29 protein-coding genes and 1 pseudogene are annotated in these 26,400 nt (G+C 66.8%); 22 read left to right on the forward strand and 8 right to left on the reverse strand.

Features of this window, described 5'->3' with window-relative positions:
- Positions 1 to 71: 71 nt before the first annotated feature.
- The 7 genes from rapZ (at position 72) to OHB26_RS26365 (ending at position 7,582) form a co-directional block, all read left to right on the forward strand.
- A complete protein-coding gene (gene rapZ / locus OHB26_RS26335) occupies positions 72 to 1,022 on the forward strand; it encodes an RNase adapter RapZ (RefSeq protein WP_330179929.1) in 951 nt (316 codons plus the stop codon).
- Entirely contained in the window at positions 1,019 to 2,089 is a 1,071-nt protein-coding gene (locus tag OHB26_RS26340; protein WP_330179930.1) for a gluconeogenesis factor YvcK family protein, read from the forward strand. Before rapZ ends, OHB26_RS26340 begins: the two co-directional genes overlap by 4 nt.
- On the forward strand, positions 2,080 to 3,063 hold the full coding sequence (gene whiA / locus OHB26_RS26345) for a DNA-binding protein WhiA (RefSeq protein WP_067564519.1): 984 nt from the start codon (positions 2,080 to 2,082) through the stop codon (positions 3,061 to 3,063). The genes OHB26_RS26340 and whiA overlap by 10 nt, the downstream gene beginning before the upstream one ends.
- Before the next feature lie 172 nt (positions 3,064 to 3,235).
- On the forward strand, positions 3,236 to 4,255 hold the full coding sequence (gene gap, locus OHB26_RS26350) for a type I glyceraldehyde-3-phosphate dehydrogenase (RefSeq protein ID WP_330179931.1): 1,020 nt from the start codon (positions 3,236 to 3,238) through the stop codon (positions 4,253 to 4,255).
- Positions 4,256 to 4,260: 5 nt separating this feature from the next.
- Positions 4,261 to 5,472: a phosphoglycerate kinase gene (locus OHB26_RS26355; protein WP_330179932.1), complete on the forward strand. Its 1,212-nt coding sequence runs from the start codon at positions 4,261 to 4,263 to the stop codon at positions 5,470 to 5,472.
- A 3-nt stretch (positions 5,473 to 5,475) separates the two neighbouring features.
- The gene (gene tpiA, locus OHB26_RS26360) at positions 5,476 to 6,261 is read left to right on the forward strand and encodes a triose-phosphate isomerase (RefSeq protein WP_330179933.1); all 786 of its coding nucleotides are present in this window, start codon (positions 5,476 to 5,478) and stop codon (positions 6,259 to 6,261) included.
- Between the two features lie 205 nt (positions 6,262 to 6,466).
- Positions 6,467 to 7,582, forward strand: a complete 1,116-nt coding sequence (locus tag OHB26_RS26365; protein ID WP_330179934.1) for a hypothetical protein — start codon at positions 6,467 to 6,469, stop codon at positions 7,580 to 7,582.
- Here the strand turns inward: OHB26_RS26365 and OHB26_RS26370 are convergent.
- The 3 genes from OHB26_RS26370 to OHB26_RS26380 all read right to left on the reverse strand — a co-directional run bounded on the left by OHB26_RS26370 (position 7,486) and on the right by OHB26_RS26380 (position 9,475).
- The gene (locus OHB26_RS26370) at positions 7,486 to 8,142 is read right to left on the reverse strand and encodes a methyltransferase family protein (RefSeq protein WP_330179935.1); all 657 of its coding nucleotides are present in this window, start codon (positions 8,140 to 8,142) and stop codon (positions 7,486 to 7,488) included. The genes OHB26_RS26365 and OHB26_RS26370 overlap by 97 nt on opposite strands.
- A gap of 88 nt (positions 8,143 to 8,230) precedes the next feature.
- Positions 8,231 to 8,623: a hypothetical protein gene (locus OHB26_RS26375; protein ID WP_330179936.1), complete on the reverse strand. Its 393-nt coding sequence runs from the start codon at positions 8,621 to 8,623 to the stop codon at positions 8,231 to 8,233.
- A gap of 168 nt (positions 8,624 to 8,791) precedes the next feature.
- Complete coding sequence (locus OHB26_RS26380; protein WP_330179937.1) at positions 8,792 to 9,475, reverse strand: DUF4291 domain-containing protein; 684 nt, start codon at positions 9,473 to 9,475, stop codon at positions 8,792 to 8,794.
- 132 nt (positions 9,476 to 9,607) lie between these two features.
- On the opposite strand from OHB26_RS26380, the gene OHB26_RS26385 reads away from it, so the two are divergent.
- From OHB26_RS26385 to OHB26_RS26415, 7 genes and pseudogenes are all read left to right on the forward strand, one after another.
- Entirely contained in the window at positions 9,608 to 10,096 is a 489-nt protein-coding gene (locus OHB26_RS26385) for a hypothetical protein (protein ID WP_330179938.1), read from the forward strand.
- Positions 10,097 to 10,101: 5 nt separating this feature from the next.
- Positions 10,102 to 11,280, forward strand: coding sequence for a sensor histidine kinase (locus tag OHB26_RS26390; protein ID WP_330179939.1), 1,179 nt, complete (start codon positions 10,102 to 10,104; stop codon positions 11,278 to 11,280).
- Positions 11,247 to 11,903: a response regulator transcription factor gene (locus OHB26_RS26395; RefSeq protein WP_330179940.1), complete on the forward strand. Its 657-nt coding sequence runs from the start codon at positions 11,247 to 11,249 to the stop codon at positions 11,901 to 11,903. Before OHB26_RS26390 ends, OHB26_RS26395 begins: the two co-directional genes overlap by 34 nt.
- A 54-nt stretch (positions 11,904 to 11,957) precedes the next feature.
- Positions 11,958 to 12,320 carry an ACT domain-containing protein gene (locus tag OHB26_RS26400; RefSeq protein ID WP_330179941.1) on the forward strand — a complete coding sequence of 121 codons (363 nt, stop codon included), beginning with the start codon at positions 11,958 to 11,960 and terminating at the stop codon, positions 12,318 to 12,320.
- A gap of 124 nt (positions 12,321 to 12,444) precedes the next feature.
- Positions 12,445 to 12,819, forward strand: coding sequence for a BlaI/MecI/CopY family transcriptional regulator (locus tag OHB26_RS26405; RefSeq protein WP_330179942.1), 375 nt, complete (start codon positions 12,445 to 12,447; stop codon positions 12,817 to 12,819).
- Positions 12,820 to 12,999: 180 nt separating this feature from the next.
- Positions 13,000 to 13,467: a hypothetical protein gene (locus tag OHB26_RS26410; RefSeq protein ID WP_330179943.1), complete on the forward strand. Its 468-nt coding sequence runs from the start codon at positions 13,000 to 13,002 to the stop codon at positions 13,465 to 13,467.
- A 193-nt stretch (positions 13,468 to 13,660) separates the two neighbouring features.
- Positions 13,661 to 14,038: pseudogene (locus OHB26_RS26415) on the forward strand (hypothetical protein); the annotation flags it as partial.
- Here OHB26_RS26415 and OHB26_RS26420 read toward each other — a convergent pair.
- The 5 genes from OHB26_RS26420 to OHB26_RS26440 all read right to left on the reverse strand — a co-directional run bounded on the left by OHB26_RS26420 (position 13,950) and on the right by OHB26_RS26440 (position 20,720).
- Positions 13,950 to 14,912 (reverse strand): M56 family metallopeptidase, encoded by a 963-nt coding sequence (locus OHB26_RS26420; protein ID WP_330179944.1) that lies wholly within the window; start codon positions 14,910 to 14,912, stop codon positions 13,950 to 13,952. The pseudogene OHB26_RS26415 and the gene OHB26_RS26420 sit on opposite strands and share 89 nt — an antisense overlap.
- Positions 14,913 to 15,194: 282 nt before the next feature.
- Positions 15,195 to 17,759, reverse strand: a complete 2,565-nt coding sequence (locus OHB26_RS26425; protein ID WP_442942719.1) for a thiamine pyrophosphate-dependent enzyme — start codon at positions 17,757 to 17,759, stop codon at positions 15,195 to 15,197.
- Positions 17,760 to 17,898: 139 nt separating this feature from the next.
- A complete protein-coding gene (locus tag OHB26_RS26430) occupies positions 17,899 to 18,453 on the reverse strand; it encodes a 3'-5' exonuclease (RefSeq protein ID WP_330179945.1) in 555 nt (184 codons plus the stop codon).
- Positions 18,454 to 18,511: 58 nt separating this feature from the next.
- Positions 18,512 to 19,294 carry an META domain-containing protein gene (locus OHB26_RS26435; RefSeq protein ID WP_330179946.1) on the reverse strand — a complete coding sequence of 261 codons (783 nt, stop codon included), beginning with the start codon at positions 19,292 to 19,294 and terminating at the stop codon, positions 18,512 to 18,514.
- 19 nt (positions 19,295 to 19,313) lie between these two features.
- On the reverse strand, positions 19,314 to 20,720 hold the full coding sequence (locus OHB26_RS26440; RefSeq protein ID WP_330179947.1) for a lipase family protein: 1,407 nt from the start codon (positions 20,718 to 20,720) through the stop codon (positions 19,314 to 19,316).
- A 161-nt stretch (positions 20,721 to 20,881) separates the two neighbouring features.
- Here OHB26_RS26440 and OHB26_RS26445 point away from each other — a divergent pair, with 161 nt between their 5' ends.
- From OHB26_RS26445 to OHB26_RS26480, 8 genes are all read left to right on the forward strand, one after another.
- Positions 20,882 to 21,514: a TetR/AcrR family transcriptional regulator gene (locus tag OHB26_RS26445; protein ID WP_330179948.1), complete on the forward strand. Its 633-nt coding sequence runs from the start codon at positions 20,882 to 20,884 to the stop codon at positions 21,512 to 21,514.
- A 153-nt stretch (positions 21,515 to 21,667) separates the two neighbouring features.
- Entirely contained in the window at positions 21,668 to 21,973 is a 306-nt protein-coding gene (locus tag OHB26_RS26450; RefSeq protein WP_330179949.1) for an MFS transporter, read from the forward strand.
- A gap of 34 nt (positions 21,974 to 22,007) precedes the next feature.
- Positions 22,008 to 22,910 (forward strand): alpha/beta fold hydrolase, encoded by a 903-nt coding sequence (locus OHB26_RS26455; protein WP_330179950.1) that lies wholly within the window; start codon positions 22,008 to 22,010, stop codon positions 22,908 to 22,910.
- Positions 22,911 to 22,941: 31 nt separating this feature from the next.
- Entirely contained in the window at positions 22,942 to 23,673 is a 732-nt protein-coding gene (locus tag OHB26_RS26460) for a MerR family transcriptional regulator (protein WP_330179951.1), read from the forward strand.
- 73 nt (positions 23,674 to 23,746) lie between these two features.
- Positions 23,747 to 23,980: a preprotein translocase subunit SecG gene (secG, locus tag OHB26_RS26465; protein WP_067564549.1), complete on the forward strand. Its 234-nt coding sequence runs from the start codon at positions 23,747 to 23,749 to the stop codon at positions 23,978 to 23,980.
- A gap of 79 nt (positions 23,981 to 24,059) precedes the next feature.
- Entirely contained in the window at positions 24,060 to 24,746 is a 687-nt protein-coding gene (locus tag OHB26_RS26470; protein WP_330179952.1) for a DUF1361 domain-containing protein, read from the forward strand.
- Between the two features lie 121 nt (positions 24,747 to 24,867).
- Positions 24,868 to 25,593, forward strand: coding sequence for a response regulator transcription factor (locus OHB26_RS26475; protein ID WP_330179953.1), 726 nt, complete (start codon positions 24,868 to 24,870; stop codon positions 25,591 to 25,593).
- Positions 25,593 to 26,381: a sensor histidine kinase gene (locus OHB26_RS26480; RefSeq protein WP_330179954.1), complete on the forward strand. Its 789-nt coding sequence runs from the start codon at positions 25,593 to 25,595 to the stop codon at positions 26,379 to 26,381. The genes OHB26_RS26475 and OHB26_RS26480 overlap by 1 nt, the downstream gene beginning before the upstream one ends.
- Positions 26,382 to 26,400 lie beyond the last annotated feature (19 nt).

Consider the following 26,400-nt stretch of genomic DNA (forward strand, 5'->3'; position numbering starts at 1 on the left):
GTGCGCCTGCGCCGGATTCGGGTACCGGTGCAGGATGATCGAGGGACCCTCAGAGACGAACCCGGTAGGACATGACGCGCGTCGAAGCCAACAGCAGTGCGGTCGCAAACCAGAGCAGTACGACCCGGATCGGTGAGCAACCGGTCGAGGTGGTCATAGTCACCGGTTTATCCGGGGCCGGCCGTGGTACTGCCGCCAAGGTGCTGGAGGATCTGGGCTACTACGTGGCCGACAATCTGCCGCCCGAGTTGATCGGCCGCATGGTCGAATTGGGCGAAAGTGCCGATCCGCCCATTCGCAAACTCGCGATGGTGATGGATGTGCGCAGTCGCTTCTTCACCGGAAACCTCTCGGCGGTCACCGAACAATTGCGCTCAGCGGGCGTGCGCACCCGCATTCTCTTCCTGGAGGCCTCCGACGATGTCCTGATCCGTCGATACGGGTTCGCCCGGCGTCGCCATCCGCTGCAGAGCGAGAGCGCCGACGGCACGCTGACCGCGGGTATCGCCGCCGAGCGTGCGCGTCTTGCCTCGGTCAAGACCGCGGCCGACCTGGTTATCGACACCACCGCGCTATCGATTCACCAGCTGCACCGAAAGCTGGAAGAGGCGTATGGCGGGGCCACCCCGACCGCCCTCCAATTAACAATCCAATCGTTCGGTTTTAAGTACGGAGTACCACTCGACGCCGACATGGTGTTGGATTTGCGTTTCCTGCCCAATCCGCATTGGGTGCCGGAACTCCGCGAACAGACCGGACAGGATGCCGCGGTCAGTGAGTACGTGTTGTCGCGTCCGGGTGCCCAGGACTATCTGGGTACCGGCCGCCACCTCATCGATCTCACCACCGAGGGCTACCGCCAAGAGGGGAAGCGATACATGACCGTGGCAGTGGGCTGCACCGGCGGTAAGCACCGCAGTGTGGCAATAGCGGAGGCACTGGGTGACCTACTCGGTGCCGACGCGAACAACGGAGCGGGGGACGTTGTTCGCGTGGTTCACCGGGATTTGGGGCGGGAATGAGTGCACGCGAGACCGATACCGCGGCGAGCCGGATGACCAATCCGGCGATTGTCGCGCTGGGCGGCGGACATGGTCTGTACGCGACGTTGACCGCGGTGCGACGGCTGACCCGCAAGATCACGGCGGTGGTGACGGTCGCCGACGACGGCGGGTCCTCCGGACGACTGCGCGCCGAGCTCGGCATGCTGCCCCCGGGTGATCTTCGAATGGCCTTGGCGGCCTTGGCCGAAGAGTCCGACGGCATCTGGGCGCGCACACTGCAGCACCGCTTCGGCGGGAGCGGTGCGCTTGCCGGGCATTCGGTGGGCAACCTCATTCTGGCGGGGCTCACCGAGGAGCTCGGGGATCCCGTTGCGGCACTGGACGAAGCAGGAAGAATTCTGCGGATCACCGGTCGCGTACTACCGATGTCGCCGATCGCGCTGACCATCGAAGCGGATGTGGCGGGTCTGGAGGGTGACCCCCGGGTGAGCCGCTGCATTCGAGGTCAGGTGGCTGTGGCGACCACGCCGGGCAAGGTGCGGCGGGTGCGGTTGATCCCCTCGGATCCGCCCGCCTGCCCCGAATCGACCTCGGCGATCGAGCATGCGGATGTGGTCGTACTCGGGCCCGGCAGCTGGTTCACGAGCGTCATTCCACACGTCCTCGTGCCCGATTTGCACGAAGCTCTGCTTCACACTCGGGCGCGGAAAGTGTTGGTGCTCAACCTCGCTGCCGAACCGGGCGAAACGGCCGGATTCTCCGCGGAACGCCACCTACATGTATTGTCCCAGCACGCACCGGATTTCACGGTCGACCATGTTTTGGTGGATTCCGGCTCCGTACCCGAGGGTAGGGAACGCGAACATGTGGCAAGAGCTGCCGAACAGCTGCGAGCACGAGTAACCTTCGCTGATGTTGCCGAGGCCGGGACAGACCGGCACCACCCCGGAAAGCTTGCCGCCGCACTGGATCAGGTGATCCGGCAACCTCGGCCGGAATCAGCAGGGCTTCGAGTCGAAGGACGGCATATGGGCCAACATGTGCGGTCCGGGTTGGGTGGAAAGGAGCGCGTCTCGTGGCGATGACAGCGGAAGTGAAGGACGAGCTGAGCCGACTCACCATTTCACAGGTGAGTTCGCGCAAGGCGGAACTGTCCGCGCTACTGCGGTTCGCCGGTGGATTGCACATCGTCGGTGGTCGAGTGATCGTTGAAGCCGAGGTGGACATGGGTTCCATCGCGCGCCGACTGCGTCGTGAGATCTTCGAGCTGTACGGCTACGGCTCCGATGTGCACGTCCTGGGTGCAGGCGGGCTTCGCAAAACCTCCCGGTACGTCGTACGGGTTTCCAAGGAAGGCGAGGCGCTCGCGCGCCAGACCGGATTGCTCGATGTGCGCGGCCGTCCGGTGCGGGGTCTACCCGCGCAGGTGGTCGGCGGCAGTATCGGTGATGCCGAAGCGGCTTGGCGCGGAGCGTTTCTCGCGCACGGTTCGCTCACCGAACCGGGCCGCTCCTCCGCACTGGAGGTCAGCTGCCCCGGACCGGAGGCCGCATTGGCCCTGGTCGGTGCCGCCCGGCGCATGGGTATCTCGGCCAAGGCACGTGAGGTGCGCGGCACCGATCGCGTCGTGGTGCGCGATGGCGAGGCCATCGGGGCACTGCTCACCCGCATGGGTGCGCAGGACACCCGGCTCACGTGGGAGGAGCGGCGCATGCGCCGCGAGGTCCGCGCGACGGCCAACCGTCTCGCCAACTTCGACGACGCCAACCTGCGTCGTTCGGCCCGGGCCGCGGTAGCCGCCGCCGCCCGTGTGGAGCGCGCGCTGGAGATACTGGCCGACGATGTCCCCGATCATTTGGCCGCCGCGGGCAAGCTGCGCGTCCTGCACCGTCAGGCGTCGCTGGAGGAGCTCGGCCAGCTGGCCGATCCGCCGATGACGAAAGACGCTGTGGCAGGCCGCATTCGACGCCTGCTCTCGATGGCCGACCGCCGCGCAAAGGAATTGGGCGTCCCCGACACCGAATCCGCTGTCACCGCCGAACTCCTCGAAGAGGCGTGAATCTGTCTGAGGCACCGTACCCACCGGGTACGGTGCCTCAGTCGTAACTGGAACAAAACCGACTGCCCCGGCGGCCTCACATCTGCCGGGGTGTGTCCGTGATGTTTCCGTGACGGCGTTAGGGTGAGTACACAAGGGAAAACGATCCGCTTGAAAGCTGAGGAGCGATAACGTGACTGTCCGGGTAGGCATCAACGGCTTCGGTCGTATCGGACGCAACTTCTTCAGGGCGGTTGAGGCGCAGAAGGCGCTCGGCCAGACTGACATCGAAATCGTCGCGGTCAACGACCTCACCGACAATGCGACGCTGGCGACCCTGCTCAAGTACGACTCGATCCTCGGTCGGCTGCCGCAGGATGTCTCGCTGGATGGCGATGACACCATCGTGGTCGGCGATCAGCGCATCAAGGCCCTCGCCATCAAGGAAGGCCCGTCGGCACTGCCGTGGGGCGAGCTGGGCGTCGACGTGGTCGTCGAGTCCACCGGTATCTTCACCGATGCGACCAAGGCCAAGGGCCACCTCGCGGCCGGCGCCAAGAAGGTCATCATCTCCGCGCCCGCCAAGGGCGAGGACATCACCATCGTGATGGGCGTCAACGACGACAAGTACGACGGTTCGCAGAACATCATCTCGAACGCGTCCTGCACCACCAACTGCCTCGGCCCGATTGCCAAGGTGCTCAACGACTCCTTCGGTATCGAGCGTGGTCTGATGACCACCGTGCACGCGTACACCCAGGACCAGAACCTGCAGGACGCCCCGCACGCCGATCTGCGTCGCGCCCGCGCCGCGGCCCTGAACATCGTGCCCACCGGCACCGGTGCGGCCAAGGCCATCGGCCTGGTGCTCCCGGAGCTGCTCGGCAAGCTGAACGGTTACGCGCTGCGCGTTCCGGTTCCGACCGGTTCGCTCACCGACCTCACCGTGGATCTGGCCAAGGCCGCCTCCATCGACGAGATCAACGCCGCCATGAAGGCCGCCGCGGATGGCCCGATGAAGGGCATCCTGAAGTACAACACCGATCCGATCGTCTCCTCGGACATCGTGACCGACCCGCACTCCTCCATCTACGACGCGCCGCTGACCCAGGTCATCGACAACCAGGTCAAGGTCGCCTCGTGGTACGACAACGAGTGGGGCTACTCCAACCGCCTGGCCGACCTCATCGGTCTCGTCGGCAAGTCGCTCTGAGCACGATGGCGATCAAGACACTCGCAGATCTGCTGAACGAGGGTGTCGAGGGTCGGGGCGTGCTCGTGCGCTCCGACCTGAACGTTCCCCTCGATGACGGTGTCATCACCGATCCGGGCCGCATCATCGCGTCGGCTCCGACCATCAAGGCGCTCGCCGAGGCGGGCGCGAAGGTGGTCGTCACCGCGCATCTGGGTCGCCCCAAGGGCGAGCCGGATCCGAAGCTGTCGCTGGCTCCCGTGGCCGCGCGTCTGGCCGAGGAGCTGGGCCGCAATGTGCAGCTCGCCGGTGATGTCGTCGGCCAGGACGCGCTCGCGCGCTCCGAGGGCCTCACCGACGGTGATGTGATGCTGCTGGAGAACATTCGCTTCGATCCGCGCGAAACCAGCAAGGACGACGCGCAGCGGGCCAAGCTGGCCGCCGCGCTGGTCGAGCTGGTCGGCGATGACGGTGCGTTCGTCTCCGACGGTTTCGGTGTGGTGCATCGCAAGCAGGCGTCGGTCTACGACGTGGCCACGCTGCTCCCGCATTACGCGGGTTCGCTGGTCGCGGCCGAGACCGAGGTGCTGCGTAAGCTCACCGAGAACGCGGAGCGCCCGTACGCGGTAGTGCTCGGCGGATCCAAGGTCTCCGACAAGCTGGCTGTCATCGAGGCGCTCGCGCCGAAGGTGGACACCCTGGTCATCGGCGGCGGCATGTGCTTTACCTTCCTTGCGGCGCAAGGGCTTCCGGTCGGCGGTTCGCTGCTGCAGGAAGAGATGATCGACACCTGCAAGCATCTGCTCGACAAGTACGCCGATGTGATCCATCTGCCGCGCGATATCGTCGTCGCCGACAAGTTCGCGGCCGATGCGGAGTCGAAGGTGGTGCCCGCCAACGAGATTCCCGAAGGTTGGATGGGTCTGGACATCGGTCCGGAGTCCACCGATCGGTTCGGTGCGCTGTTGACCGAGGCCAAGACGGTGTTCTGGAACGGGCCCATGGGCGTGTTCGAGTTCGAGAAGTTCGCGGCCGGTACCCGCGGTGTTGCCGAGGCGATCGTGGTCGCGACCGGTAAGGGCGCGTTCACCGTGGTCGGTGGCGGCGATTCGGCCGCGGCCGTGCGTTCGCTCGGTCTGCCGGATGACGGTTTCTCGCATATCTCCACCGGTGGCGGTGCGTCGCTGGAGTACCTGGAGGGCAAGGAACTTCCGGGCCTTTCGGTTCTGGAGGGCTGAACCATGGCACGTAAGCCTTTGATCGCCGGCAACTGGAAGATGAACCTCAATCACCTCGAGGCCATCGCTCTGGTGCAGAAGATCGCATTCGCCCTGCCCGAGAAGTACTTCGCGAAGGTCGATGTCACGGTGATTCCGCCGTTCACCGACCTGCGCAGCGTGCAGACCCTGGTCGAGGGTGATCGCCTGCTGCTCACCTATGGCGCGCAGGATGTTTCGACCCATGACGAGGGTGCCTACACCGGCGAGATCAGCGGTTCCATGCTGGCCAAGCTGGGTTGCACCTACGCGGTGGTCGGCCACTCGGAGCGTCGCCAGTACCATCTGGAGGACGACGCGACGGTGCTGGCCAAGGCCAAGCAGGCGCTCAAGTACGGCATCACCCCGATCGTCTGCATCGGTGAGGGCCTGGGCGTCCGCGAGTCCAAGACCCACGTCGAGTACAACCTCGAGCAGCTGCGCGGCTCGCTGAAGGGCTTGACCGCCGAGGAGATCTCCAAGGTCGTCATCGCCTACGAGCCCGTCTGGGCCATCGGCACCGGTAAGGTCGCCACCCCCGCCGACGCCCAGGAAGTCTGCGGCGCCATCCGCAAGGAGCTCGCCGACCTGGCGAATCCCGAAGTGGCAGCGGGCGTCCGCGTCCTGTACGGCGGCTCGGTCAACGCCAAGAACGTCGGCGAACTGGTTGGCCAGACCGATATCGACGGAGCCCTCGTGGGCGGCGCTTCCCTGAAGGGCGACGAATTCGCCACCCTTTCGGCCATCGCCGCCGGCGGCCCCCTGCCGTAAACCGCACCACCCGAAAGGCCGGACATCCGAATGGATGTCCGGCCTTTTGTCGCCTTCGCCCCTTTTGTCGGAGCTTCGGAGATCATCACCACGACTCGAGTGCGGTTCGGGCGGAACGGATTTCGAGTTGGTGGTCGGATCGCCCGCCAAAGGGAGTGCGCGTCGATAGGCTCCGTGCATCGTTCCGAATTCGTATGGAGGGCCGATGGGCTACTTCGATGGACCCGATGATGGTGCAGGGGAATTCGGGGGTGCCGGAGTGCCGGGTGGGGAGTCGGTGCTGCGGTTGGTGCGGGTGTTGCGGGAGGCGGGGTGGGATCCGGCCGCGGGGCGGGTTTCGGCGGTAGCGGTGGATCCGGGGGATGCGGCGCATGTGTTGGTGGGGGCGGGCAATGGTGGGGTCTGGGGGAGTTGGGATCGGGGGGAGAGTTGGCGGGCCTGTACCGGGAGCGCGTCGACGCTGGCGGTGGGGGCGCTCGCGTTCGATCCGGGGCGGCCGGGGACGGTGTACTGCGGGACCGGGGAGGGGGATTGCTGGTTCTTTCTCGGGGCGGGGTTGCTGGCCTCGGTGGACGGCGGAGTTACCTGGTCCGTTCGATGCTCGGATCCTTTTGTGGGCCAGGGCTTTTACCAGTTGCTGGTCGACCCGAGGGATTCCGGTCGACTGTTGGCGGCCACCACCGGTGGAATGTACACCTCCGATGACGCGGGTTCGACGTGGATCAGGCGGCATCCGGAATGCACCTGGTCGATGGCGCTGGGCCGCGCGGAGATACTGGCGGCCAGCTCGGATGGTGTCTGGCAATCCGGCTATGACGCAAAGACTTTCAAACGAGTACGGCTGGAGGGTGCACCCTCTCGGTTCACCCGGTTGGCGGTGGCGACCGCGCCCACCGACCCCGCCATCGCATACGCCTGGGGTACCGGCGAGCCCTTCGATTCCGAGGGCAATCCGACCGCCTACCTGTGGCGGCGCGCCCGAAACACTTGGAGCGCACAGCAACTCCCGCCCGGTGTGCGCACCGCGCAGTCCTGGTACGACTGGTTTCTGGCGGTCGCGCCCGATAATGCCAATCAGATCTACGCCGGTGCGATCAGCGTCCATCGCGGTGATCGCTGCGGGAGCGGGTGGACCTGGATGGATATCGGGGCCGAACCGGAGAGCGGCGGTAGCCCTACCGATCAGCATGCCATCGCCTTCGAACCCGGAGCGCCCGGCATCGTCTATATCGGTTGTGACGGTGGGCTTTTCCGTAGCTCGGACCGTGGCCGGACCTGGTCGCGGCGCGGTATGGGGATCAGCGCGCCGACCTCCTGCTGATAGCTCCGGTAGCGGTCGCCGAAGGTGTCGATCAGGATGCGGTCCTCCTCTCGCACTCGCCACAGCAGCCAGCCCAGGATGAAGACGAAGGTGACCACGGTGGCCCCGAATCCCGCCATGAGCATGCGGCCGGTCATGACCCCGAGTATTCCGGTGTAGATCGGATGCCGCACCACCTGATACGGCCCGCCCGTACGTAATTCGTGTTCCTGCTGGATCATCGGCCGCCCGGCCCACATGGTGCCGAGCGCGAGTCGCGCCCACACCATGAGCGCCGCGGATCCGATCACGAATACCGAACCGACCTCGGCCAGTGCCGGATTGGTCCAGGTGGTGGTCTCCCAGATCCCGCCGGGCAGCAGGTTCATGATCACGATGAGTACGGTGAGCCCGAGCAGCATCCACGGTTCGGGGAGCAGGGTGCGTGCGAAATGCCAGAGCTTGTCCCGCGGTGTGCCCGCCCGCCGTACCGCGAACCAGACGGCCGTGGCGAGCCAAACGATTCCGACCACTTGCAGACTCGCCAGCGCGGCGGCGGGCAGCAGCTGAATTATGACCATATTTCCAGCGTGCTACCGGGTCGTTCGCCGGACCACCACCCCCGGCACGACCGCTGTCCACCCGGGGGTGGACAGCGGTCGGAGTCGACTAGGAGGACCCGGTGCCCGAGCCGCTGCCGCCGGAGCCGCTGCCGCCGGACCCGGTATTGATGCTGGTGGTGGTCTGCAGCTTCCAGGTGCCGCACCCGGTGGTGAAGAAGGCGATATCGCCCGGCTTGATCTCGACGGTGACTTTGCCGTTGATCGCCCCGCCGCTTTCTAGGACCGCGCTGAGATCCTCGGTGATCGCCGAGAGCCGAGCCCACGCGCAGACGGTGGCGGCGGTGGTCGTGGTGTACACGCCGGGCTTGATATCGACACCGACCTTGAAGGTCGAGTCGTATCCCATCGAGTCCGCGACGGTGGCCGAGGCCGGTCCCGCCGCACTCATGAGGGCGGCGGCGGTGAGGGCAATACCATTGACCCACAGGGTTTTACGCATGAACGCGAATCCTTTCGGCGGACCCGCGCGCGCATATCCGCGGCGGGGCCGAGGATGCGTCGGCGACCCGACGTAGAGCATGTGAAATTGGAGTGTTTCGGAGAGTAATGTCTCCGCGGCCACCCCGTCCCCGCTTTCGTGCAACCCGGCGTTCGTGCGGGCGCGAGGTCAGCTCGCGCCGACCCGCTGCGCCAGCTCCGCGTCGAGTGGATACGGCCGCTCGGGCGGCAATAGCGCCTTGGCGCGGTCGGCGCGGCCCTCGCGCAGCTGTGCGGACATCTTGTGCACCAGCGGTGTCAGGTCACGGATCTCCAGGGTCCACTCGTCGACATATCGGTCGATAATGTGCCGGGACAGCCCGACCTGAATGCTGCGATGGTCGAGCTTGGCATCGCGCAGCGAGTACTCCGGATCCCACTGCACGTGAACCATGGCGTGCGCGAACAGCTTTCGCCACTCGGCCGAATCGGCGTATACCCGCCGCTCCGGGCTGGTGAGGACCGCCTGTCCGAGCGCCTCCGCCCAGCCGATGCGTGAGATGCGCACCGCGAGAATACGTTCCTGACCGGGTTTGCGCGCCCAATTGCTGCGGTGCATGAGCCATCGGAAGGACGGTTTGATCCAGGTCATCCGATTGGTGGAGAACGGCGGCACGAACCGCTGCGCCGCCACCGCCGGTACGGCGATCTGCTCGCTGTACGCCTGGTAGACGACAATGCTGTCGCGGTCGTAATCGGCTCTGATCTCGAAGTCGTTCGTCATGTCTTTCCGTGCCGGATTGTGCTGTGGGGGAGTGGAATCGGGCGCGATCTCCTCGTTTCGGGCGGTGAGGTATGTGGGACTCGCGCTCATGTCCCAGACCGTACGGCCCTGTCCGGCGCGCGTCATCCTATTTTTGGTCACCACTACTAAATCTCGGGATCTCCACCCGTGATCCACCCGCGGGTGGTGGGCTCCGGCACTCGTTTCGCGGACGCTCGAAACATGAACTTGCAGAACACGGTTGTCGAAGGCGTGATCATCGTGCTGGTGGCCGGGTGGATCGTGTACCGGCAGACTCGCTGGCAGGACCTGGACCCGACGCGAATCTGGCGCGGCCCGATCATCCTGGGCATCATCGGATTCGTGCGGCTGCGGGACGCGATTCCGGCGGCGGGCATCGGCGCGGCGGCCGCCTGTCTGCTCGCGCTCTCCGCGGTGCTGAGTATCGCGGTCGGCCTGGCCATGGGTGCGCTGTCGCAGGTGCGCCGGGCCGAGAGTGGCTGGCAGGCGCGCACCGGTCTGCTCGGTTCACTGCTCTGGTTGGTCCTGCTGGCAGTCCGGATCGGTATCGATCTCGGTGCCGAGCAGGCCGGTGCCGACATGGTCGTGTCACTGGGCGCGATTCTGCTCATGCTGGCGTTGAACCGCGCGGGCCGCGGTGTGGTGCTGGCCCGTCGCGCCGGACAACCGCTGCTGGTTACGGCAGACTGAACCGGATGCTGATAGGTACGCCCCCGACCGGCCTGACCAGGTTGTTCCGCCTGGGCGGGCTGGTCGTGGTGATCGTGACCTCCTGGCACGCGCCGGAAATCCACCAGCCGTGGGTGTTGATCGCCGCGCTGGTGTCCTGGATCGGCTGGGCGGGCTGGGTGGTGGCTCCGGCCGCCGCTCGATCGGAGCGAATCTTCCTGTGCGCCATGGCGATCGGCGGCGGTTTCACCGCGATGCAGCTCACCGGATCGATGATGACGGCGCTGGTGGTGATCGTCTTCGCCATCGCGGTGCTGAGTGATCCGGTCTGGTTCGGGCTCACGGTGGCGGGCGTGACCGCGGTGGCTATGTGTCTGTCCGGTGTGCTGGCCGGATCCGCCCCGACCGGTTTTCTGGGTATCGTCACCTCGGCGGGCCTGGTCGCTCTGATGGGCTGGAACCGCAGGCAGACCCGCGTAGCCGCCGAGCAGAATCGGCTCCTGCTCGAACAGAGCCGAGTGATTCGCGTCGAACGGGACCGCGCCGCCGCGCTGGCCGAACGCGGCCGCATCGCCCGCGATATCCATGATGTGCTCGCCCACACCCTGGGCGGCCTGGTGCTGCAACTGGACGCCGCCGATGCGCTGCTGGAGGCCGGTGCGGTCGACAAGGCCGCCGAACGGGTGAAAGCCTCACACGCCCTGGCGGTTTCGGGCCTGGCCGACGCCCGGCGGGTGGTCGGCACCCTCCGTTCGGAGGAGTTCGATCTCGCCGCCGAACTGCACCGGCTCACCGCGGAGCATCGGGCCGCTGGTGGGGCGGTGGACCTGAGTACCGAGGCCCATTCGCTCGAGATGAACCCTGAAGTGCGGGCCGCGCCGACCGTGACGGGCGGTCGGGCCGTCGAGCATCCGGTGAGCGAACAGGTGGCGGTGGCGCTGGCGCGCGCGGTGCAGGAGGCGCTGACCAATGCGCGCAAACACGCTCCCGGACAGCCGGTGACGCTCATCCGGCACGACGGGGCGGCCGATATCGAGATCACGATATCGAATCATGTCGTGGCGCATATGGGTTCGCTGGCGCGGTCCGGGGCGGGGGCGGGCCTGCTCGGTATGCGGGAACGGATCGCGGCGGTCGGTGGCACGGTGACGGCGGGGAAGGAGGATGGCCGATGGATGGTGCGAATTCGAGTGCCGCGCAGGTGATCACGGTGGTGGTCGCCGATGATCAGACCACGGTGCGGGACGGCCTCACCACGGTGCTCTCGCTGCTCCCGGATGTCGAGGTGGTGGGCGAGGCCCGCGACGGCGCGGAGGCGGTCGAGTTGGTACGCCGCCTCTCGCCCGGAGTCGTCCTCATGGACCTGCGCATGCCCGGTATCGACGGTGTGGCAGCGACCGCCACAATCACCGCCACGCATCCGGAGACGGCCGTCCTGGTGCTCACCACCTACGCCGATGACGCCTCCATCGCCGGTGCCCTGCGCGCCGGTGCTCGCGGATATCTCACCAAGGACGCCGGTCGCGCCGAGATCGCCGCCGCCATTCGCTCGGTCGCCAGCGGTCACACCACCCTCGCCGCGGATGTCGGCGCGCGCCTGGTCGCCGGTCTGGACGCCCCGGTCGCACCCGCCGCCGATCTCACCGATCGCGAACTCGATGTGCTGCGCCTGATGGCCCAGGGCCGCAACAACTCCGAGATCGCCCGCGAACTCTTCATCGGTGTGAGCACTGTCAAGAGCCATATCAACTCGCTGTTCGGCAAACTCGGCGTCCGCGATCGGGGCCAGGCCATCGCCTACGCCCATCGCACCGGACTCGCGCGCTGAACTCCGAACCCGGCTCGGACGGGATCGGTCGGTGCCCGCCTCTACGATGCCTACATGACCGCCCGCCAGCGTTTGCGCATCGTCCCGTCACAGTTCGTGGTGGAGCATCTGCCGAACTCGACGTTCCCGGAGGATGACGACTGGATCGCGCTGGTGCGAGCGCCGGAGGGGCTCACCGCGGTTCGTGAGGCTCCGGGCTGGGCGGAGGGTGAGCGCTGGAAGGGGATCTACGGCGACAGTGCGCACGGCCTGGATCAGCCGGGCATGCTGGCGGCGCTGGTGGGACCGCTCGCCGATGCGGCTATTCCGGTTTTCGTGGCCTCGACCTATCACGCCGATTTGGTGCTGGTCCCGGATCATCGCCTGGAGGAGGCGTCAACGGTGCTGCGTGCGGCCGGGCATCGCATCGCCGACTGACCGGGCGGCACCCGATCTCGGCTGCGGTTGCGATAGGCGCACGCCGGGTGCACCATACTACTGTCTACGTACGTAGAACGTATGTGAGGGCATACGCTGCGGACCGGATGAGGAGATGAGACCCATGGGTGCGCGAGGCTTCGGCGAATTGGAAGCGGTCGTGATCGAACGGATCTGGGACCGCGCCGAGAAAACCACCGTCCGAGAGGTGTTCGACGGCCTGGCCGGCGAACGCGATATCGCCTACACCACCGTCATGTCCACCATGGACAACCTGCATCGCAAGGGCTGGCTCGAGCGTGAACGCGTCGGCAAGGCGTACGCCTACTGGCCGACGCTGAGCCGCGAGGAGTACAGCGCCCGCCTCATGCGCGAGGCCCTGGGCAGCGGCGGCCGATCCGATCTGGTGCTCGCGCACTTCGTCGAGCAGATGAGCGCCGAGGAATCCGAGGGCCTGCGCGCTGCCCTGCGCAAACTCACCCGGGGCAAGCGCTCATAATTTCGTCCCCCATCGTTTCGCTTCGAATTCATCTGCTGTGCATCGACTCGCGTATCCGGTTTCAACTAAGTACGTACGGAGATAGTAGATTGTTTCGGCACGATGTCAATCATGTCGCCACTGCTGGCATGATTCGGCGAAAACGGCGTCCGGTCAATCGGATTCGGCGGGGGAGGTGGCATGGAGCAGGTGCGGCGGTGGCCACCGGTCATGCTGATCGGACTGCTGAGCGCCGTACTACTGCTGTTCGGGATGCTCGCCGACTGCACCCTGTCGCACGCGGACGGGCACGATCACGCCGTGGCCGGCAGCTCGCTGCGGGGTGAACCCGGTTCGGGGATCGCGAATGCGGACGGCTCGCGCCATCCCGCTGTCGAAGAACCGGCAGCGACAGACATCGAATCCCGCCGTGCGGCACGTGAATTCGTCGATTGCTCCCCGCATCATCGGCACTGTCCCGAGGGCCTGCTCGCGGTCGCGCCGGAGGGTATCCACGCACCGTCGCTGTCGCTGAGCGCTCTCGCGCATGCCGTGCTCGACTCCGGGCCGACAGTCGGCACGCACTCCGGACGCGGTCCGCCATCGTGTCCGCTCCCCACCGTCAGCGGCCGAATACTGTTGACGCGCTTGTGTATCGCCCGACGCTGATCGGTCAGCGCCAGGCCGATGTGGGTACGCCATCGGCCGGTGTCCGCTGCCCGCACTCGTCCTGCCGCCGGTCGGCGGCTCGATACCGAAAGCGACAGTCATGGACAAGATCACGATCGGCAAGCTCGCCGCGATGGTCGAGGAACAGGTGGTCTCCGCGCCCGGCGCGGCCCGGCAACCGCGCGCCCTGGTCGCCGCCGTCGTGGCCCTGCTCATCGCGGCGGCGCTGCTGGCGGTCGGCGCGGCCGCGGTATTCCCGTTCGAAATGGACACCGTCGTCTCGCTATCGGAGAATCGGCTGGTAGCAACCCATTACGGCTTCTACAACACGGTGGTCGGTGTCGGCATCCTCGTCGGCAATCTGGTTACCGGCGCGGTGGTGGGTGCGGCCCGCGCGGCCGGTGCGGATCGAGCGGTGTGGATCGGTCTCATCCTGATCGGGGTGCTGGCGACCGCGGCGCTGTACTCGCAGGACCGGGCGGTCACTCGATCGGAGTGCAGACCACCAGACCGATTGCCGCCGCGACCACCGACGCCAGCGGAATCAGCGCCGCCGAGGCCGCGGCGGTGATGAGCGCCAATCTGGCGCGCAGGCGCAGCGCGGGTGCGGCGGGCGCGGAGAGGCGTTCGACCCGCGCCGCCAGCCCGACCTCTGCGGCACCGAGGGCGCCGACGGGACCCTGGGCGATGCCGGAGAGGGTGAGCAGCGCCTGAAGTACGGTGCCGCGGCCGTGAATTCGGGCCGCGGCATCATCGGCGATCATCTCCAGCAGCCGGGCCACCTCGGCCGCGCCGACCGTGAACAGGTCGATCCGCGGCATGACGGTGGCCAATCCGCGGGTGAGGGCGAGCACCAGATGATGCCTGCCCGCCAGATGTGCGCGTTCATGACTGAGCACGGCTTCGAGATGATCGTCGGTGAGCGCGCGTATCACACCGCGACTGATGACGACCGTATGTGGTTTGCCCGCAACGCAATACGCGGCGGGCTGGTCGACATCGAGGATGACCGCGTCCAGTCGAGCGTGATGTCGCCCGGCCAAACGGGCCATCTGCGCATGCTCGTGCGTGGTGCGCCGCGCCCGCAGCAGCGTCTGGACGAGTCGGGCCGCCACGAATCCGGCCGCCAGCGCGGACAAGCCCGAGAGCATCAAGAGCCCCGCCTGTACCGGCATGCCGTAGCGGCCGATCGCCGCATCGTGCAGGTGCAGCAGGCAGCTGTCCATGAAACGCTGTGGAACGGTCGACACGCGGTGGGTGGCGAGATCCAGGATCAGAATGATGAGCGCGACCGCCCAGGCGAGCACTGTCGAAGCCATCGATGCGAGCCACGCCGCGAGCGCCACCCGGGGTGTCGCGCCCTCATGTCCCACCCGGCGCAGCAGGCGTGGTGCGAGTACGGCGACCGCGAATCCGTAGAGCGCCAGACATGCGGAAATGCTCATCGGGCTCTCTGCCGTCCAGCCGCCCGCATCGAACTCCTCCCGTTGACCGGCCCGAGTGTACGTAGGAAACCTGAGGGAACCCTTACTTTCGCGCCCGGGCTATTGCGCCGGGCGACTCTCGTCCGGTAATACTATCTACGTACGGAGATAGTAGATACAAGCTTGTGCCGCCCCCTCATCGGCACAGGGGCGCCGACCGGACCGGCGTCGGCGACGAGCGGACGGGGGACCACCCCTCATCGGGCCTGCTCCGCTCGTCGCCACACCTCAATCGAGGGAAAATCAGAGCGCGGCGAGGAGTTTATCCGCCGCCGCCTCGATCCGATCCTCGTCCAGCAGAACGGAATTCGCGGCCGGACCGAGTGGGACGAAACTGTCCGCACTGGTGACGCGGGCAATGCGCCCGTCGAATCCGGCATCCAGCAGTGCGGTGCAGATCGCCTCGGAAACGCCTCCGCTGCGGCGGGTTTCATCGGCGATGAGCACTCGGCCGGTCGCCCGCGCGTTGTCGAGAAGGTCATCGATCGGCAGCGGTGCGAGCCAGCGCAGATCCAGCACCCGCGCGTGCACGCCGCGTTCGGCCAACCGCCGCGCCACCCGCAGGCTCATCGGCACGCCGTTGGCGAAGCTGACGATCGTCAAATGTGTTCCGGTGCCGTGCACCCGGGCCTGCCCGATCTCGACATGACGGACCGCGTCCGCGGGCGCGAGCCAGCCGCCGTCACCGGGCCGGTGCAGATCGCGCGTGTGATAGAGCGCGATCGGCTCCAGATAGACGCATACCCGGCCATCCACCCTCGCGGCCGAAACGCACGTGCGAAGCATGGCGGCGGCATCATCGGCGCGTGACGGCGAGGCGATCACCAGTCCGGGGATATCCCGCAGTGCCGCAACGGAATTGTCATTGTGGAAGTGGCCGCCGAAACCCTTCTGATAGGCGAATCCGGCGATCCGCACCACCAGCGGATTGCGGTACTGCCCGTTGGAGAAGAAGGACAGCGTCGCCGCCTCACCACGCAGTTGATCCTCGGCATTGTGTACGTACGCCAGGTACTGGATCTCCGGAATCGGGACGAAACCGGCGAGCGCGGAGCCCAGTGCCGTGCCGAGGATGCTCTGTTCATCCAGGAGCGTGTCGAATACCCGTCGCACGCCGAAGGTCTGTTGCAAACCCTTGGTGACGCCGTAGACCCCGCCCTTGCGTCCGACATCCTCGCCGAACACCAGTACATCCGAATCGCGGCTCAGCAACTGCCCCAGCGTGTGATTGACGGCCTGTGCCAACGTCATCGGAGTTCCGGCGTCGGCGCTCGTCGAATTCGCGCCGGGAGCCGCTCGACCCGTGGCGGAGTACTTCGATGAGGTCGCGCGGGTGCTGCCGGATGCCGACGCGACCGACCGCGCGGAGCCGGTGACTACCGAGCTGGCAGAGCCGACCGCGCCCGAGCCGGTGAGGCGGCCCGCGCTCGCGCCGGTGGACCCGAGGGTGACCGAGCCGGTGCGGCCGCCCGCGCCCGCGCCGGTGGAGCCGACCGTGGCCGACCCGGTGTGCCCGACCGTGACCGATCCTGTGGAGCCGACGGTGACCGAGCTGGTGGCGCTGGTGGCAACCGCACCGGTGGAGATCCCCGCGGCCGCGCCGGTGGAGCTGACGGCGCCCGATCCGGTGGAGATCGCGGTGGCGGAGCCGCTGGTGCGCAGGGCGTCGGTGCGCACCACGGTCGGCCGCGACGGCGCGATCGGAGCCATGACCGCGCTCGCGGAGGTGAGTTGCGCCTCGCCCCGGACACTTTCGGCCGTGGCGGTGACGCGTGCGCCGATATCGCTGTAGCGGCGCAGGATTTCGCCGGGTGTGGCGAAGCCCGCGGTAATGAGCAACCGAGCGGTCCGAGTCACCGGATCGCCGCGCAGCTCGGTCGCCAATTCCGCGGGGCGACGATACGCGGTCTCTACGTCGGATCCGGCATGCCCGAGCAGTCGCACGGTACGCAATCGCAGGAAGGCCGGTTTGCGGTGCGCGCGAACCCAATTCGCGGCGTCTTGTGCGGTGGCGAAAGCCTCCGTGAGGTCGGATCCATCGGCGTCGAACCATCGCAGTCCGGGCCGGGAGCCGTACGCCTGATCGATCCATCCGCGCGGGGTCGGCACGCTGATCCCGATGCCATTGTCCTCGCACACGAACAGCAGCGGCATGGGTACGCCCAGCTGTGCGGTATGCACGGCGGTGTTGATCGCTCCCGTCGCGGTCGAGTGGTTGGCCGAGGCATCGCCGAAGCTGCACACCACCACCGCATCCGAGGGCCATTCGCAGGCGACGTGCAGCTGTGCGGCCCGCTCCAGCGCGAAGGCCAGACCCACCGCGCGCGGCAGATGTGAGGCGATGGTGGAGGTCTGCGGAATGACATGGGCGGCCTTGCTGCCGAAAACCTTGTGCCGCCCACCGGAGATCGGATCGGCGACCGCGGCCACCACCCCCAGCAGCACATCCCTGATCGGATCGAGCCCCGCCACCTGTCGCGCCCGCTGCACGAAGAACGCCCCGGATCGATAGTGCAGCAGCGCCGGATCGTCGACTCGCAGCGCCGCGGCCACCGCCGCATTCCCCTCGTGCCCCGAGGATCCGATGCTGTAGTACCCGCGCCCATCGCGCGCGAGCTGTCGCGCCGCCAGGTCCAGATGTCGCGAGGTGGCCTGCGCCTCGAAGAGTTCGAGCCCCTGCGTCCCGGTCAGCCGACTGCCCGGCGTGAGCGATTCCTGTTGTGGCCGAGCCGCTCCCGGTCTCGTGGCGGCGACTTCCGCCCGAAACCACCCATCGAGTTCGGACTCCCGCTCGTTGATGCGACCCACCCTCTCCCGTATGTCCCATATGTCGCGTACGCCGGGCTATCAGACTAGATGCGAAAAGCGCAGGTCCGGCGCAACTCCAGTCGGATCGGCTGGTCGCGGCACTCAGTCGATTGTGGCGCGGAAGCGGGCGGCGTGCGAGCTATTCGGGCCAGCTGTCGCGTCGCATCATCTCGATGATCAAGGCCGCGATATTCCAGGCGTCATCGCCGCCGCGATGATGGGTGCCCTCGAGGGGGAGTTCGGCCGCCTTCAGCGCACCCGCCATGCCGAAGCGGTGTTCGGTGCCGCGCGAGGCCGAGAAGGCGAGTTTGGCATTGGTGTGCTTCGAACCGAAGGGGTAGGGGACTTCGGTTGCGGCGCACTGGCGTTCGAATTGTCGGCGGTCGTACGCGCCCCAGCTGGCCCACGGGCGGGAATCGGCGTGGAAGTCGGTGCGCAGCAGTTCGCACGCCTGCGCGAAGGTGATGCCGGTGGCCACCATCTCCGGGGTGAGGGTGGTCAGTTCGGTACAGAACTTGCTGACCGTGGAGCGCTCCGGGCGCACCAGAATGCTGTGTTCGGCGACGCGTTCCCGGGTCCGGGTATCCAGGACACAGAGCCCGATCTCGATGATCTCCATGGGTTGGCCGGGCGGATTCGGCCCGCGCCAGCAGGTGGCTTCGACATCCACCACATTGAGGTATTCGGTATGCATAGCGCCGGACGGTACCGCTCGGATACCGCCCGGCGACAACGATTTTCGATTCGATCCGCTACTGCGCGTGCAGCTTCAGGCCGGTTCCATTGCCCGTGTTCCGCAGGTTCAGTGTATCGGCATCGACTGTGGCCGTGGCCTTTCCGTCCAGGGCCTGCAATACCGCCCGCTCCACGTCCATGACCTGCGGATCGCACATCATCCTGGTGGTGGCGATCTGGAAGCTGATCTCCGAGCCGCTGATCTCCGCGCGCCCGGTCATGGTGTTGCAGCCCGCGCTGCCCGAGACCGATCCATCCGGTGCGATGGTCAGCGTCGGGCGCACCTCGTCCAGGGTCCGCGAGCGCTCGACCGCGTCATTGCGCACCAGCGAGTCCACGATCCAGGCTGTGCCGACGAGCGGCTTATCCGGATTGGCGACCTTGCGATCCACCATGGTCACGGTGTTGCCATTACCGGTGATGGTCAGATCGGATCCGCTGAGTTTCCAGGTCGGAGCGGACCGCAGCACCCCGAGCGCCCAATCATCGGCTCCCGCGTTCTCGCCCGGGCAACCCATCATGGTGGTCGCCAGCTCGCCGACCTTCAGAATCCCGCCGTCCAGGGTGACCGGCCCGGTCGCGGTATTACAGCCCGCGTTCGCGGTCACCCGCCCGTCCCGGAATTGCAGCGTCAATGGCCCGCCACCGGGAATCGCGGTCCCCTTCACCTCGGTCGATACGAACGATCGCCCCATCGGCGTCTCGGTCGGTTGATCACTGGCCTGCTGCGAATTCGTGCATCCGGCCACCGCGCCCACCGTCACGGCGAGCAGCACACACCACCTGCGAGTTGCTGACATGTAGCCGATCGTACGGACCTCACACCGGCATGCCGAGTGCGGACGCGAGGGTGCCGCCGATCGCCTGTACGAAGGCCGCGATCGCGCCCGGGTCCAGGAATTCGGTCGGGACGTCGCGCTGATGGCAACCCGGTTGGGCGGCAACGCCATTGAGCCGGGCGTCGAGCCAGAGGACGGCGCTGGCCGTGCCGGAGACGGCGGCGACGCCGTGTTCGGAGAGCAGGTCCCGGGTGTAGGCGACGCTGGCGTTCGGGTCCTGGCAATAGGTGTCGTAGAGGTTGTTGACCGCGTTGATCGGCATCACCTCGTCGAGCGGGGCCTCGTAGAGGTAGACGGGGGCGGTCGGGGTGCCGCGGTGCCCGAGGCTGAGTTCGTCCAGGACGGGCTGCATTTCGGGCGAGCGCATGGGATCGCCCGGATAGTCGAATAGGCCCTTGATGTTGATGAATGGGAAGCCCGCGAATTGCAGTGCCACGCATTGGTTTTCATGCACCAGGCGGACGGCTTTGCCGAGCGGGTTCATATGCTGCTCGATGAACTGGTTGACCGCCGGATACTCGCGGGCGACGCCGAACAGGCCGCCGAGCACCGCGCCGCCGAAGGTGGAGGTGCCATTGTTGTAGTCGACGGCCATGCGGATATCGGCCATCAGACCGCCCGTGGCGGAGCCGACGATATTCAGTTCGGGGGCGTACTCGGGGGCGAGTTCCGCGGCGTGCGCGGTGGGGATGGCCCCGCCCGAATACCCCCACATCGTGACGCGGGTGGCTGCGCCGGATAGCGCGGCGGGCTCGAAGTTCTCCGCCGCGCGAATGCCGTCGAGGGTGATACGACCGCCGAGCGGGCCGACCGCGTAGGCGGCGTTCGGCCCCTGGTGGTCGGGGATGACCACGGCGTGTCCGCGTTGCAGCATGGCCTGGACCTCGATGAACTCCGCACCGATAACCGGGTTCAGCGGATTGGGCAGTGATCCCATCTGCAGGGTGTAGGAGGGTGCGCAGTTCTGCGACAGCGAATCCTCGGCGAACTGGAAGGAGAGCAGGCCGCGCTCACCGCTGGGCGCGGCGCGGTGCGGGACTATGACGGTGGCGACGGCGGCGATCGCCTCGCCCCGGGTGTTGGTGCTGCGGTAGGACAGCTGCCAGGCGTTCACATTCAACGGAAGCAGCCAGAAGTTGGCGAGATTCACCTGTCGCGCGGCCAGGATCTCGCCGGGCTGTGCTGCCGCCACCTTCGCCGAATCCGGTTGGTAGAAACCGGGATCCAGGTACGGCGGAGCCGGTGGCAGCGGGAAGGGGAGTGCCGGGTCGACGGTAACCGGCTCCGCCGCAGCGGTATTCGGTGCGATCGGCCACAGGCTCACGGTCAATCCGGCGGCCACGGCCAGGCAGGCTTGGGCGATCGTCGCCCGGGTCCCCGCTGTCATTTCGAACTCCTCCACACCGCCCGAGCGCTCGCTTCCAAAGATAGAGAGCGCTTGGTTTCTAAGTTGTTATGCCGACCCTAGGGTGCGGGTGTGGAGTGTGTCAACGGTCACTCGGGGGCGCTGGTCCGTTTCACCCCCGGTACACGGCAGGATGGTGCGATGTGACTGAAGTTTCGCGTCCGCGCCGCACTCAACAGGAGCGCCGGACCGCCACGGTGACCAAGCTGGTCGACGCCACCATCGCGGCGATCGGAGAGGTCGGCTATCAACGCTCGACAGTGCAGGAGATCTGCGGGCGCGCCGGACTCTCGGCAGGGGCCATGTTCCGGCAGTTCGACACCCGCCTGGATCTGATCGTGCGTACCACCGAGGAGGGGTTCGGCCGCCAGCTCGACGCCTATCGGTCGACCATGGAACACCTTGGGGCGCAGGACAATGCACTGGACACCGCCCTGCGATTCCTGCGCGCGGCGCAATCCTCCAACCTCTCGCACGCGCTGCGCGAGATCTTCCTGGCCGCGCGCTCGGATGCCGAACTGCGCCAGCGCATCGAACCGATCGCGCAGACCTACTACGGCGAAATCGTGGCAACCCTGGATCGCACCGGACTGCTCGACGTGTATCCGGCCGAGGTCCGTGAACCGATCTTCTTCCTGGTGCTGCACCTGTTCTCGGGTGAGGCCGTGGTCCGCGGCGTCTATCCGCGACCCGATGTGGACGCCGCCGTCCTGACGCTGATCGAGGACATGCTCGCCGTGTACGCCGAGCGCGTGCCGCCCGCTCCGGAGGCTTGAGCCCGGCCGAACGGGTGGGTGCGCGCTGACCGGCATGGCGACAGACCGGCTGACCGCCCCCGCCTGGCAGGCCGTACAACCGGATCTGGTGCCGCGCAATCGAATTCCCGCCGCCGCGCGGGCGCGGTCTTCGGCGCGACCCGGTTGAGCCGAGTGCGCCGCTATCTCTCACCCACGCACATGCCGGCCGTAGCCGCGCTGGCCTTCGGTGCCGCCACCATCGGTGCGGCGCTGGTTCCCAATATGCCGATCGTCCTGGCCCTACTCGTTGTCGGCGGTTTCGGCTGGATGATCGCCATGTCCACCATGAACTCGACCATGCAACTGCTGCTCCCGAAGTGCCGCCGAGGACAAGGTCGCTCAGTTCGCCATCGGCGAAGGCCGCACCCTGCACCTCGTAGCCGTCACCCCACCGGCTCCGACCCATCCCTGGTGGCGTACCTGACGTCACGGGGTTGACCTTGACCGTGCGTCAGGGTTGGAGGGTTGCGGTATGACGAATGACAGCATTTCTACGGGACGGTTCGCTCCGCCGGTGGGCGGATTTCAACTGATCGAGGGGCGGCGGATCTTCGTGCGCCGAGTGGGGAGTGGGCGACCGGCCGTGTTGTTCCTGCCGGGTGCGAGTGCGGTGGGCCTCGACTATTACGCTGTGCAGGAAGCGGTTTCGCGGTTCGCCACCGCTGTGGTGTATGACCGGGCAGGTACGGGGTACAGCGATTCGGTGCCGTTGCCGCGCGGTGCCGAGGCGGTCGCCACGGAGCTGCGGGAGTTGCTGCGGGCCGAGAACATCGGTGGCCCCTATGTTCTCGTGGCGCACTCGCTCGGCGCGCTCTACGCGCATCGGTTCACGCAGCTGTATCCGCACGATGTCGCGGGCCTGGTATGGCTGGACGGCCTGAATCGAGACTGGGACGAATTCATGCCCGCCGCCGCGAGTCTGGCCGCGGCCGAGCTGATGTCCACCGGCCCCGAAGAGTTCGAGCAGATGCGCATGGCGTTGCGTGAGATGAACGCGGAGCTTTCGGCCGACTATCCGGAGCAGGTGCGGATGGCGCTGACCGAGGCGAAGGAGAGTGACGAATGGATTCGGGTCGGGTTCGCCGAGCGCGGGGGACTGGTCGAGGTCGCCACCGAATTGAAGTCCGGCCCGAATATCCCCGATGTTCCGCTGATCGCGTTATCCGTGGTGGGTGCTGATCCCGCCGTGCCGGAGACGATACAGCGGGCGATGCATGACGGCCGAACGAGAATGGATGCGGCGCTGGTGAACTCGGTCTCGCACGGGGAACAGCGCATTCTCACCGACACCTTCCACCACCGCCTCTGCTTCGATCGCCCGGATGCGGTGGTCCGGGCGATCCGCGATGTCCTCGGCCGTGTGGCCCGCACCTAGACTCGGCGGCATCGACCAGGAGAGGGGAACGGTGCTCACCATCGGGCAACTCGCGGCCGCCGCGGGCGTCACCGTGCGCACCGTTCGCCACTACCACCACGTCGGCCTGCTCCCCGAGCCCGAACGCGATGCCTCCGGATACCGCAGGTACAGCGCCCAGGCGGCGGTGGATCTCATCAGAATCCGGACCCTGGCCGACGCCGGTGTCCCGCTGGCCCGCATCGACATCCTCCTGCACGCCCAGCCGAACGAATTCGCCTCCGCCATCACCGATCTCGACGCGGAGTTGCAACGCAAGATCGATCTGCTCGCCGAAAGCCGCCGCCGCATCGCCGAACTGGCGAGCGGCGAAAGCCTGGTCCTGCCACCCGAGGTGGTCACCCTCCTGAATCGAATGCGCGACCTCGGCATCAGCGAACAGCGCGTCCGCACCGAGCGCGACTCCTGGATCCTGATGCGAGCGCTGGACCCGCAGGCCGTCGCGCAGCGGGTCCGGGAGAAGAACGCCCACTTCGACGACCCCGAATCCACCCGCGTCTACCTGGCCTGCGATCAGGCGCTGAACTGGGAGCCGGACGATCCCCGCCTGGACCGCCTCATCGACGATCTGGGCACCTGGGAGATCGCACACGAACGCGGCGGCGGCCAACCCGGCTACCTGAAGCTGGTCATGTCCCGGATCGCCGAGACCTCACCCGCCTGGCAGCGCATAGTCGCCGCCCTGGCCCACCGCGCCGAGCAGCGCCGCACCCCGCCCCGATGATCTTGCCGAGCAGCTGCCGCACCGACCAGGGTGTATGCGATCGTGCCGCTGACGACCGCATACAATGCGAGCTATGCGCATGTTCCTCGACATCCTTCTGATCATCACCAGCGTGCTGCTGGTGCTGCTGGTGCTGTTGCACCGCGCCAAGGGCGGAGGTCTGTCGAGCCTGTTCGGTGGTGGTGTGCAGTCCAGTCTGTCGGGTTCCACGGTCGTCGAGAAGAATCTCGACCGCATCACCATCTTCCTCGGCGTGATCTGGTTGATCTCGATCCTCGGTATCGGCCTCGAGATCAAGTTCTCCTAGCTGATACGTAAACAATCGCCCGGGTCTCGCTTTCAGCGACGCCCGGGCGACTTGTGCTGTCCGCGTGCATTATGAATGCATGGACTTGGTAAACGCGGTTACGCCGAGCCTCTCGGGGGTATTGCACCGCGATCTGTTCTGGATGACGTGGAACACCGTCTTGGCATGGATACCGGTGGCGCTGGCGCTGCTGGTGTTCCGCTCCGACCCGCAGACAGGCAAGCGGTTGCCGGTCTCGCCGGTGTGGTGGGCGGGGGTGGTGCTGCTGCTGTTGTTCCTGCCCAACGCACCCTATGTGGTGACCGATCTGGTGCATCTGCGCGATGACATCAGGGCGATCGGCAACGGTCCGGTGGTGAGCACGGTGCTGCCGGTGTACGGCGTGTTCATCATCTCCGGTTTCGTCGCCTACTACCTGGTTCTCGCCGAGCTACGTGGGTTCCTGGAGCGGTCCGGATTCGGGGCGTGGCGTACCCCGATCATTTTGGCCATCCACTTCCTCTGTGCCATAGGCGTTTTCCTGGGTCGCTGGGTCCGGCTCAACAGCTGGGAACCGGTGGTGCAGCCCAAGGGCACCCTCGAGCGCATGGTGCTGGCATTGACATGGGAGTGGGCTCCGATCCTGATTGCCGCGGTCTTCGTCGCGACGGCGCTGGGCCACTTCGTGACTCGCGCGGTGGTGGAGGCGAGCGTCGCCAGTGCCCGCCGGGGCGCGCGATTGGTGCGGAGTCTGCGGCTGACCCCACCCAGGGCCGATCAGGTGTGATCGCGGTCTCGTCTGTTTGAGCCCGCTGCGGCCGGGTACTCGGGTTGTTCGTGTGTGCCCGCACGGGCGCACGATCGGGAGAGCGCGGTCCGCCGCGCTCGTGTGCAGGTGAGGGATGTGTATGGGTGCGAGCCTGATGATCGTGGAGGACGACGACCGGGTTCGCGGCGCTCTGCGGCTCGCCATGGAGGACGAGGGCTATGACGTCGCCGAGGCCGAGGAGGCCGAGACGGCCCTGGAGCATCTGCGCGATCACGGCGTACCCGATGTGATGATCGTCGATCTCATGCTCGGCGAGATGGACGGATTCACCTGTATTCGGGAGGTCCGCCGCGACCATGATGTACCGATCATTGTGGTGAGCGCCCGTGACGACACCCACGATGTGGTCGCCGCGCTGGAAGCGGGCGCGGATGATTTCGTCACCAAACCGTTCGAGATCAAGGAGATCACCGCGCGGATGCGGGCGCTGCGCCGCCGTGCGCGTCTGGCGAACGCCCAGGACGATCCGCAGCCCGAATCGCCGGAGGAGTTGGTCCTGGACGCGGATCCGCAGGCGCCGCTGGTGCTTTCCCCCGACGGCGGCACTGTTCGCCGTGGCGAGGAGGAGCTGCATTTGACCATTACCGAATTCCGGGTGCTGTGCGAGTTGGCCGCGAGTCCTGGGCGGGTATTGAGCCGCACCGCACTGCTGGAACGCATTTGGGACCGGGGGTTCTTCGGTGACGAGCGCATAGTCGATGTCCATGTGCGGCGCCTGCGTACCAAGATAGAGCAGGATCCCTCCGATCCACGGATCGTGGTCACGGTGCGAGGACTCGGCTACCGGCTCGACACCCAGCGCTGATGCTGACGCTGGTGGTCGCGGTCATCGCGGCCATATCCGGTGTGGCGGTGGGTGTTTGGTTCACCCGGCGGCGGCTGTCCACCACCGTGGACGAGTTCAACACCATGGTCGATTCGCTGCAACGCCGGGTGGAGCGGGAACGTCGCCTGGTCGGAGATGTCAGTCATGAACTCCGCACCCCGCTGACCACACTCATCACCAGTGTCGGTGTACTGAACCGGCATTCGAATGAACTGCCCGAAAGATCCCGCCGTGCACTCGAATTCGTGAGCGCCGAGCTCGAACATCTGCGGCACATTCTGGACGATATGCTCGAACTGGCCCGGGTCGAGGCCGGTGTGCACCGCGGTGACACCGAATTGCTCTCGGCCGCAGAGCTCCTCACTCATATGCTGGCCGAACGCTCGTATCCGCCGGAGCTGTTGCGGGTGACCGGTAATGTGATGATCACCGGCCGTAAACTCGAGCTCGAGCGCGCGATCGGTAATCTGCTCGACAATGCGAAGCGGCACGGCTGCGGAGTTGTGGCGGTCTCGGTCGTTCGCGCGGGTCCGGAGGTGGTTATCACCGTCGACGACGCGGGCTCCGGAGTGCCTGTGGCGGAGCGAGAACGGATCTTCGAACGCTTCGCGACTGTACGCAATGCCCGCCGTGTGGCCAGCGGCACCGGAATCGGCCTGGCGCTCGTCGCGGAAACCGTTGCGGCCCACCGTGGCCGGGTGGATTGTACCGCGCGCCCAGGCGGCGGTGCGCGATTCACCATCCGGTTGCCCAGTGCCGCCGTCTGACACAGGATCGTCACGTGAT

The organism is Nocardia sp. NBC_01503 (assembly GCF_036327755.1).
In the GTDB taxonomy this organism is placed as follows: Bacteria; Actinomycetota; Actinomycetes; order Mycobacteriales; family Mycobacteriaceae; genus Nocardia.

What these genes read in the sequence shown, in the direction of transcription:
- OHB26_RS26475 (WP_330179953.1), top strand. Translation starts at nt 24,868, where the DNA reads ATGGGTGCGAGCCTGATGATCGTGGAGGACGACGACCGGGTTCGCGGC.
- OHB26_RS26355 (WP_330179932.1), top strand. Translation starts at nt 4,261, where the DNA reads ATGGCGATCAAGACACTCGCAGATCTGCTGAACGAGGGTGTCGAGGGT.
- secG (WP_067564549.1), top strand. Translation starts at nt 23,747, where the DNA reads ATGCGCATGTTCCTCGACATCCTTCTGATCATCACCAGCGTGCTGCTG.
- OHB26_RS26405 (WP_330179942.1), top strand. Translation starts at nt 12,445, where the DNA reads ATGGGTGCGCGAGGCTTCGGCGAATTGGAAGCGGTCGTGATCGAACGG.
- tpiA (WP_330179933.1), top strand. Translation starts at nt 5,476, where the DNA reads ATGGCACGTAAGCCTTTGATCGCCGGCAACTGGAAGATGAACCTCAAT.
- OHB26_RS26390 (WP_330179939.1), top strand. Translation starts at nt 10,102, where the DNA reads ATGCTGATAGGTACGCCCCCGACCGGCCTGACCAGGTTGTTCCGCCTG.
- OHB26_RS26385 (WP_330179938.1), top strand. Translation starts at nt 9,608, where the DNA reads ATGAACTTGCAGAACACGGTTGTCGAAGGCGTGATCATCGTGCTGGTG.
- OHB26_RS26370 (WP_330179935.1), bottom strand. Translation starts at nt 8,142, where the DNA reads ATGGTCATAATTCAGCTGCTGCCCGCCGCCGCGCTGGCGAGTCTGCAA.
- OHB26_RS26410 (WP_330179943.1), top strand. Translation starts at nt 13,000, where the DNA reads ATGGAGCAGGTGCGGCGGTGGCCACCGGTCATGCTGATCGGACTGCTG.
- OHB26_RS26380 (WP_330179937.1), bottom strand. Translation starts at nt 9,475, where the DNA reads ATGAGCGCGAGTCCCACATACCTCACCGCCCGAAACGAGGAGATCGCG.
- OHB26_RS26455 (WP_330179950.1), top strand. Translation starts at nt 22,008, where the DNA reads ATGACGAATGACAGCATTTCTACGGGACGGTTCGCTCCGCCGGTGGGC.
- OHB26_RS26435 (WP_330179946.1), bottom strand. Translation starts at nt 19,294, where the DNA reads ATGTCAGCAACTCGCAGGTGGTGTGTGCTGCTCGCCGTGACGGTGGGC.
- OHB26_RS26480 (WP_330179954.1), top strand. Translation starts at nt 25,593, where the DNA reads ATGCTGACGCTGGTGGTCGCGGTCATCGCGGCCATATCCGGTGTGGCG.
- OHB26_RS26470 (WP_330179952.1), top strand. Translation starts at nt 24,060, where the DNA reads ATGGACTTGGTAAACGCGGTTACGCCGAGCCTCTCGGGGGTATTGCAC.
- rapZ (WP_330179929.1), top strand. Translation starts at nt 72, where the DNA reads ATGACGCGCGTCGAAGCCAACAGCAGTGCGGTCGCAAACCAGAGCAGT.
- OHB26_RS26430 (WP_330179945.1), bottom strand. Translation starts at nt 18,453, where the DNA reads ATGCATACCGAATACCTCAATGTGGTGGATGTCGAAGCCACCTGCTGG.
- OHB26_RS26365 (WP_330179934.1), top strand. Translation starts at nt 6,467, where the DNA reads ATGGGCTACTTCGATGGACCCGATGATGGTGCAGGGGAATTCGGGGGT.
- OHB26_RS26420 (WP_330179944.1), bottom strand. Translation starts at nt 14,912, where the DNA reads ATGAGCATTTCCGCATGTCTGGCGCTCTACGGATTCGCGGTCGCCGTA.
- OHB26_RS26440 (WP_330179947.1), bottom strand. Translation starts at nt 20,720, where the DNA reads ATGACAGCGGGGACCCGGGCGACGATCGCCCAAGCCTGCCTGGCCGTG.
- OHB26_RS26400 (WP_330179941.1), top strand. Translation starts at nt 11,958, where the DNA reads ATGACCGCCCGCCAGCGTTTGCGCATCGTCCCGTCACAGTTCGTGGTG.
- OHB26_RS26340 (WP_330179930.1), top strand. Translation starts at nt 1,019, where the DNA reads ATGAGTGCACGCGAGACCGATACCGCGGCGAGCCGGATGACCAATCCG.
- OHB26_RS26395 (WP_330179940.1), top strand. Translation starts at nt 11,247, where the DNA reads ATGGATGGTGCGAATTCGAGTGCCGCGCAGGTGATCACGGTGGTGGTC.
- OHB26_RS26375 (WP_330179936.1), bottom strand. Translation starts at nt 8,623, where the DNA reads ATGCGTAAAACCCTGTGGGTCAATGGTATTGCCCTCACCGCCGCCGCC.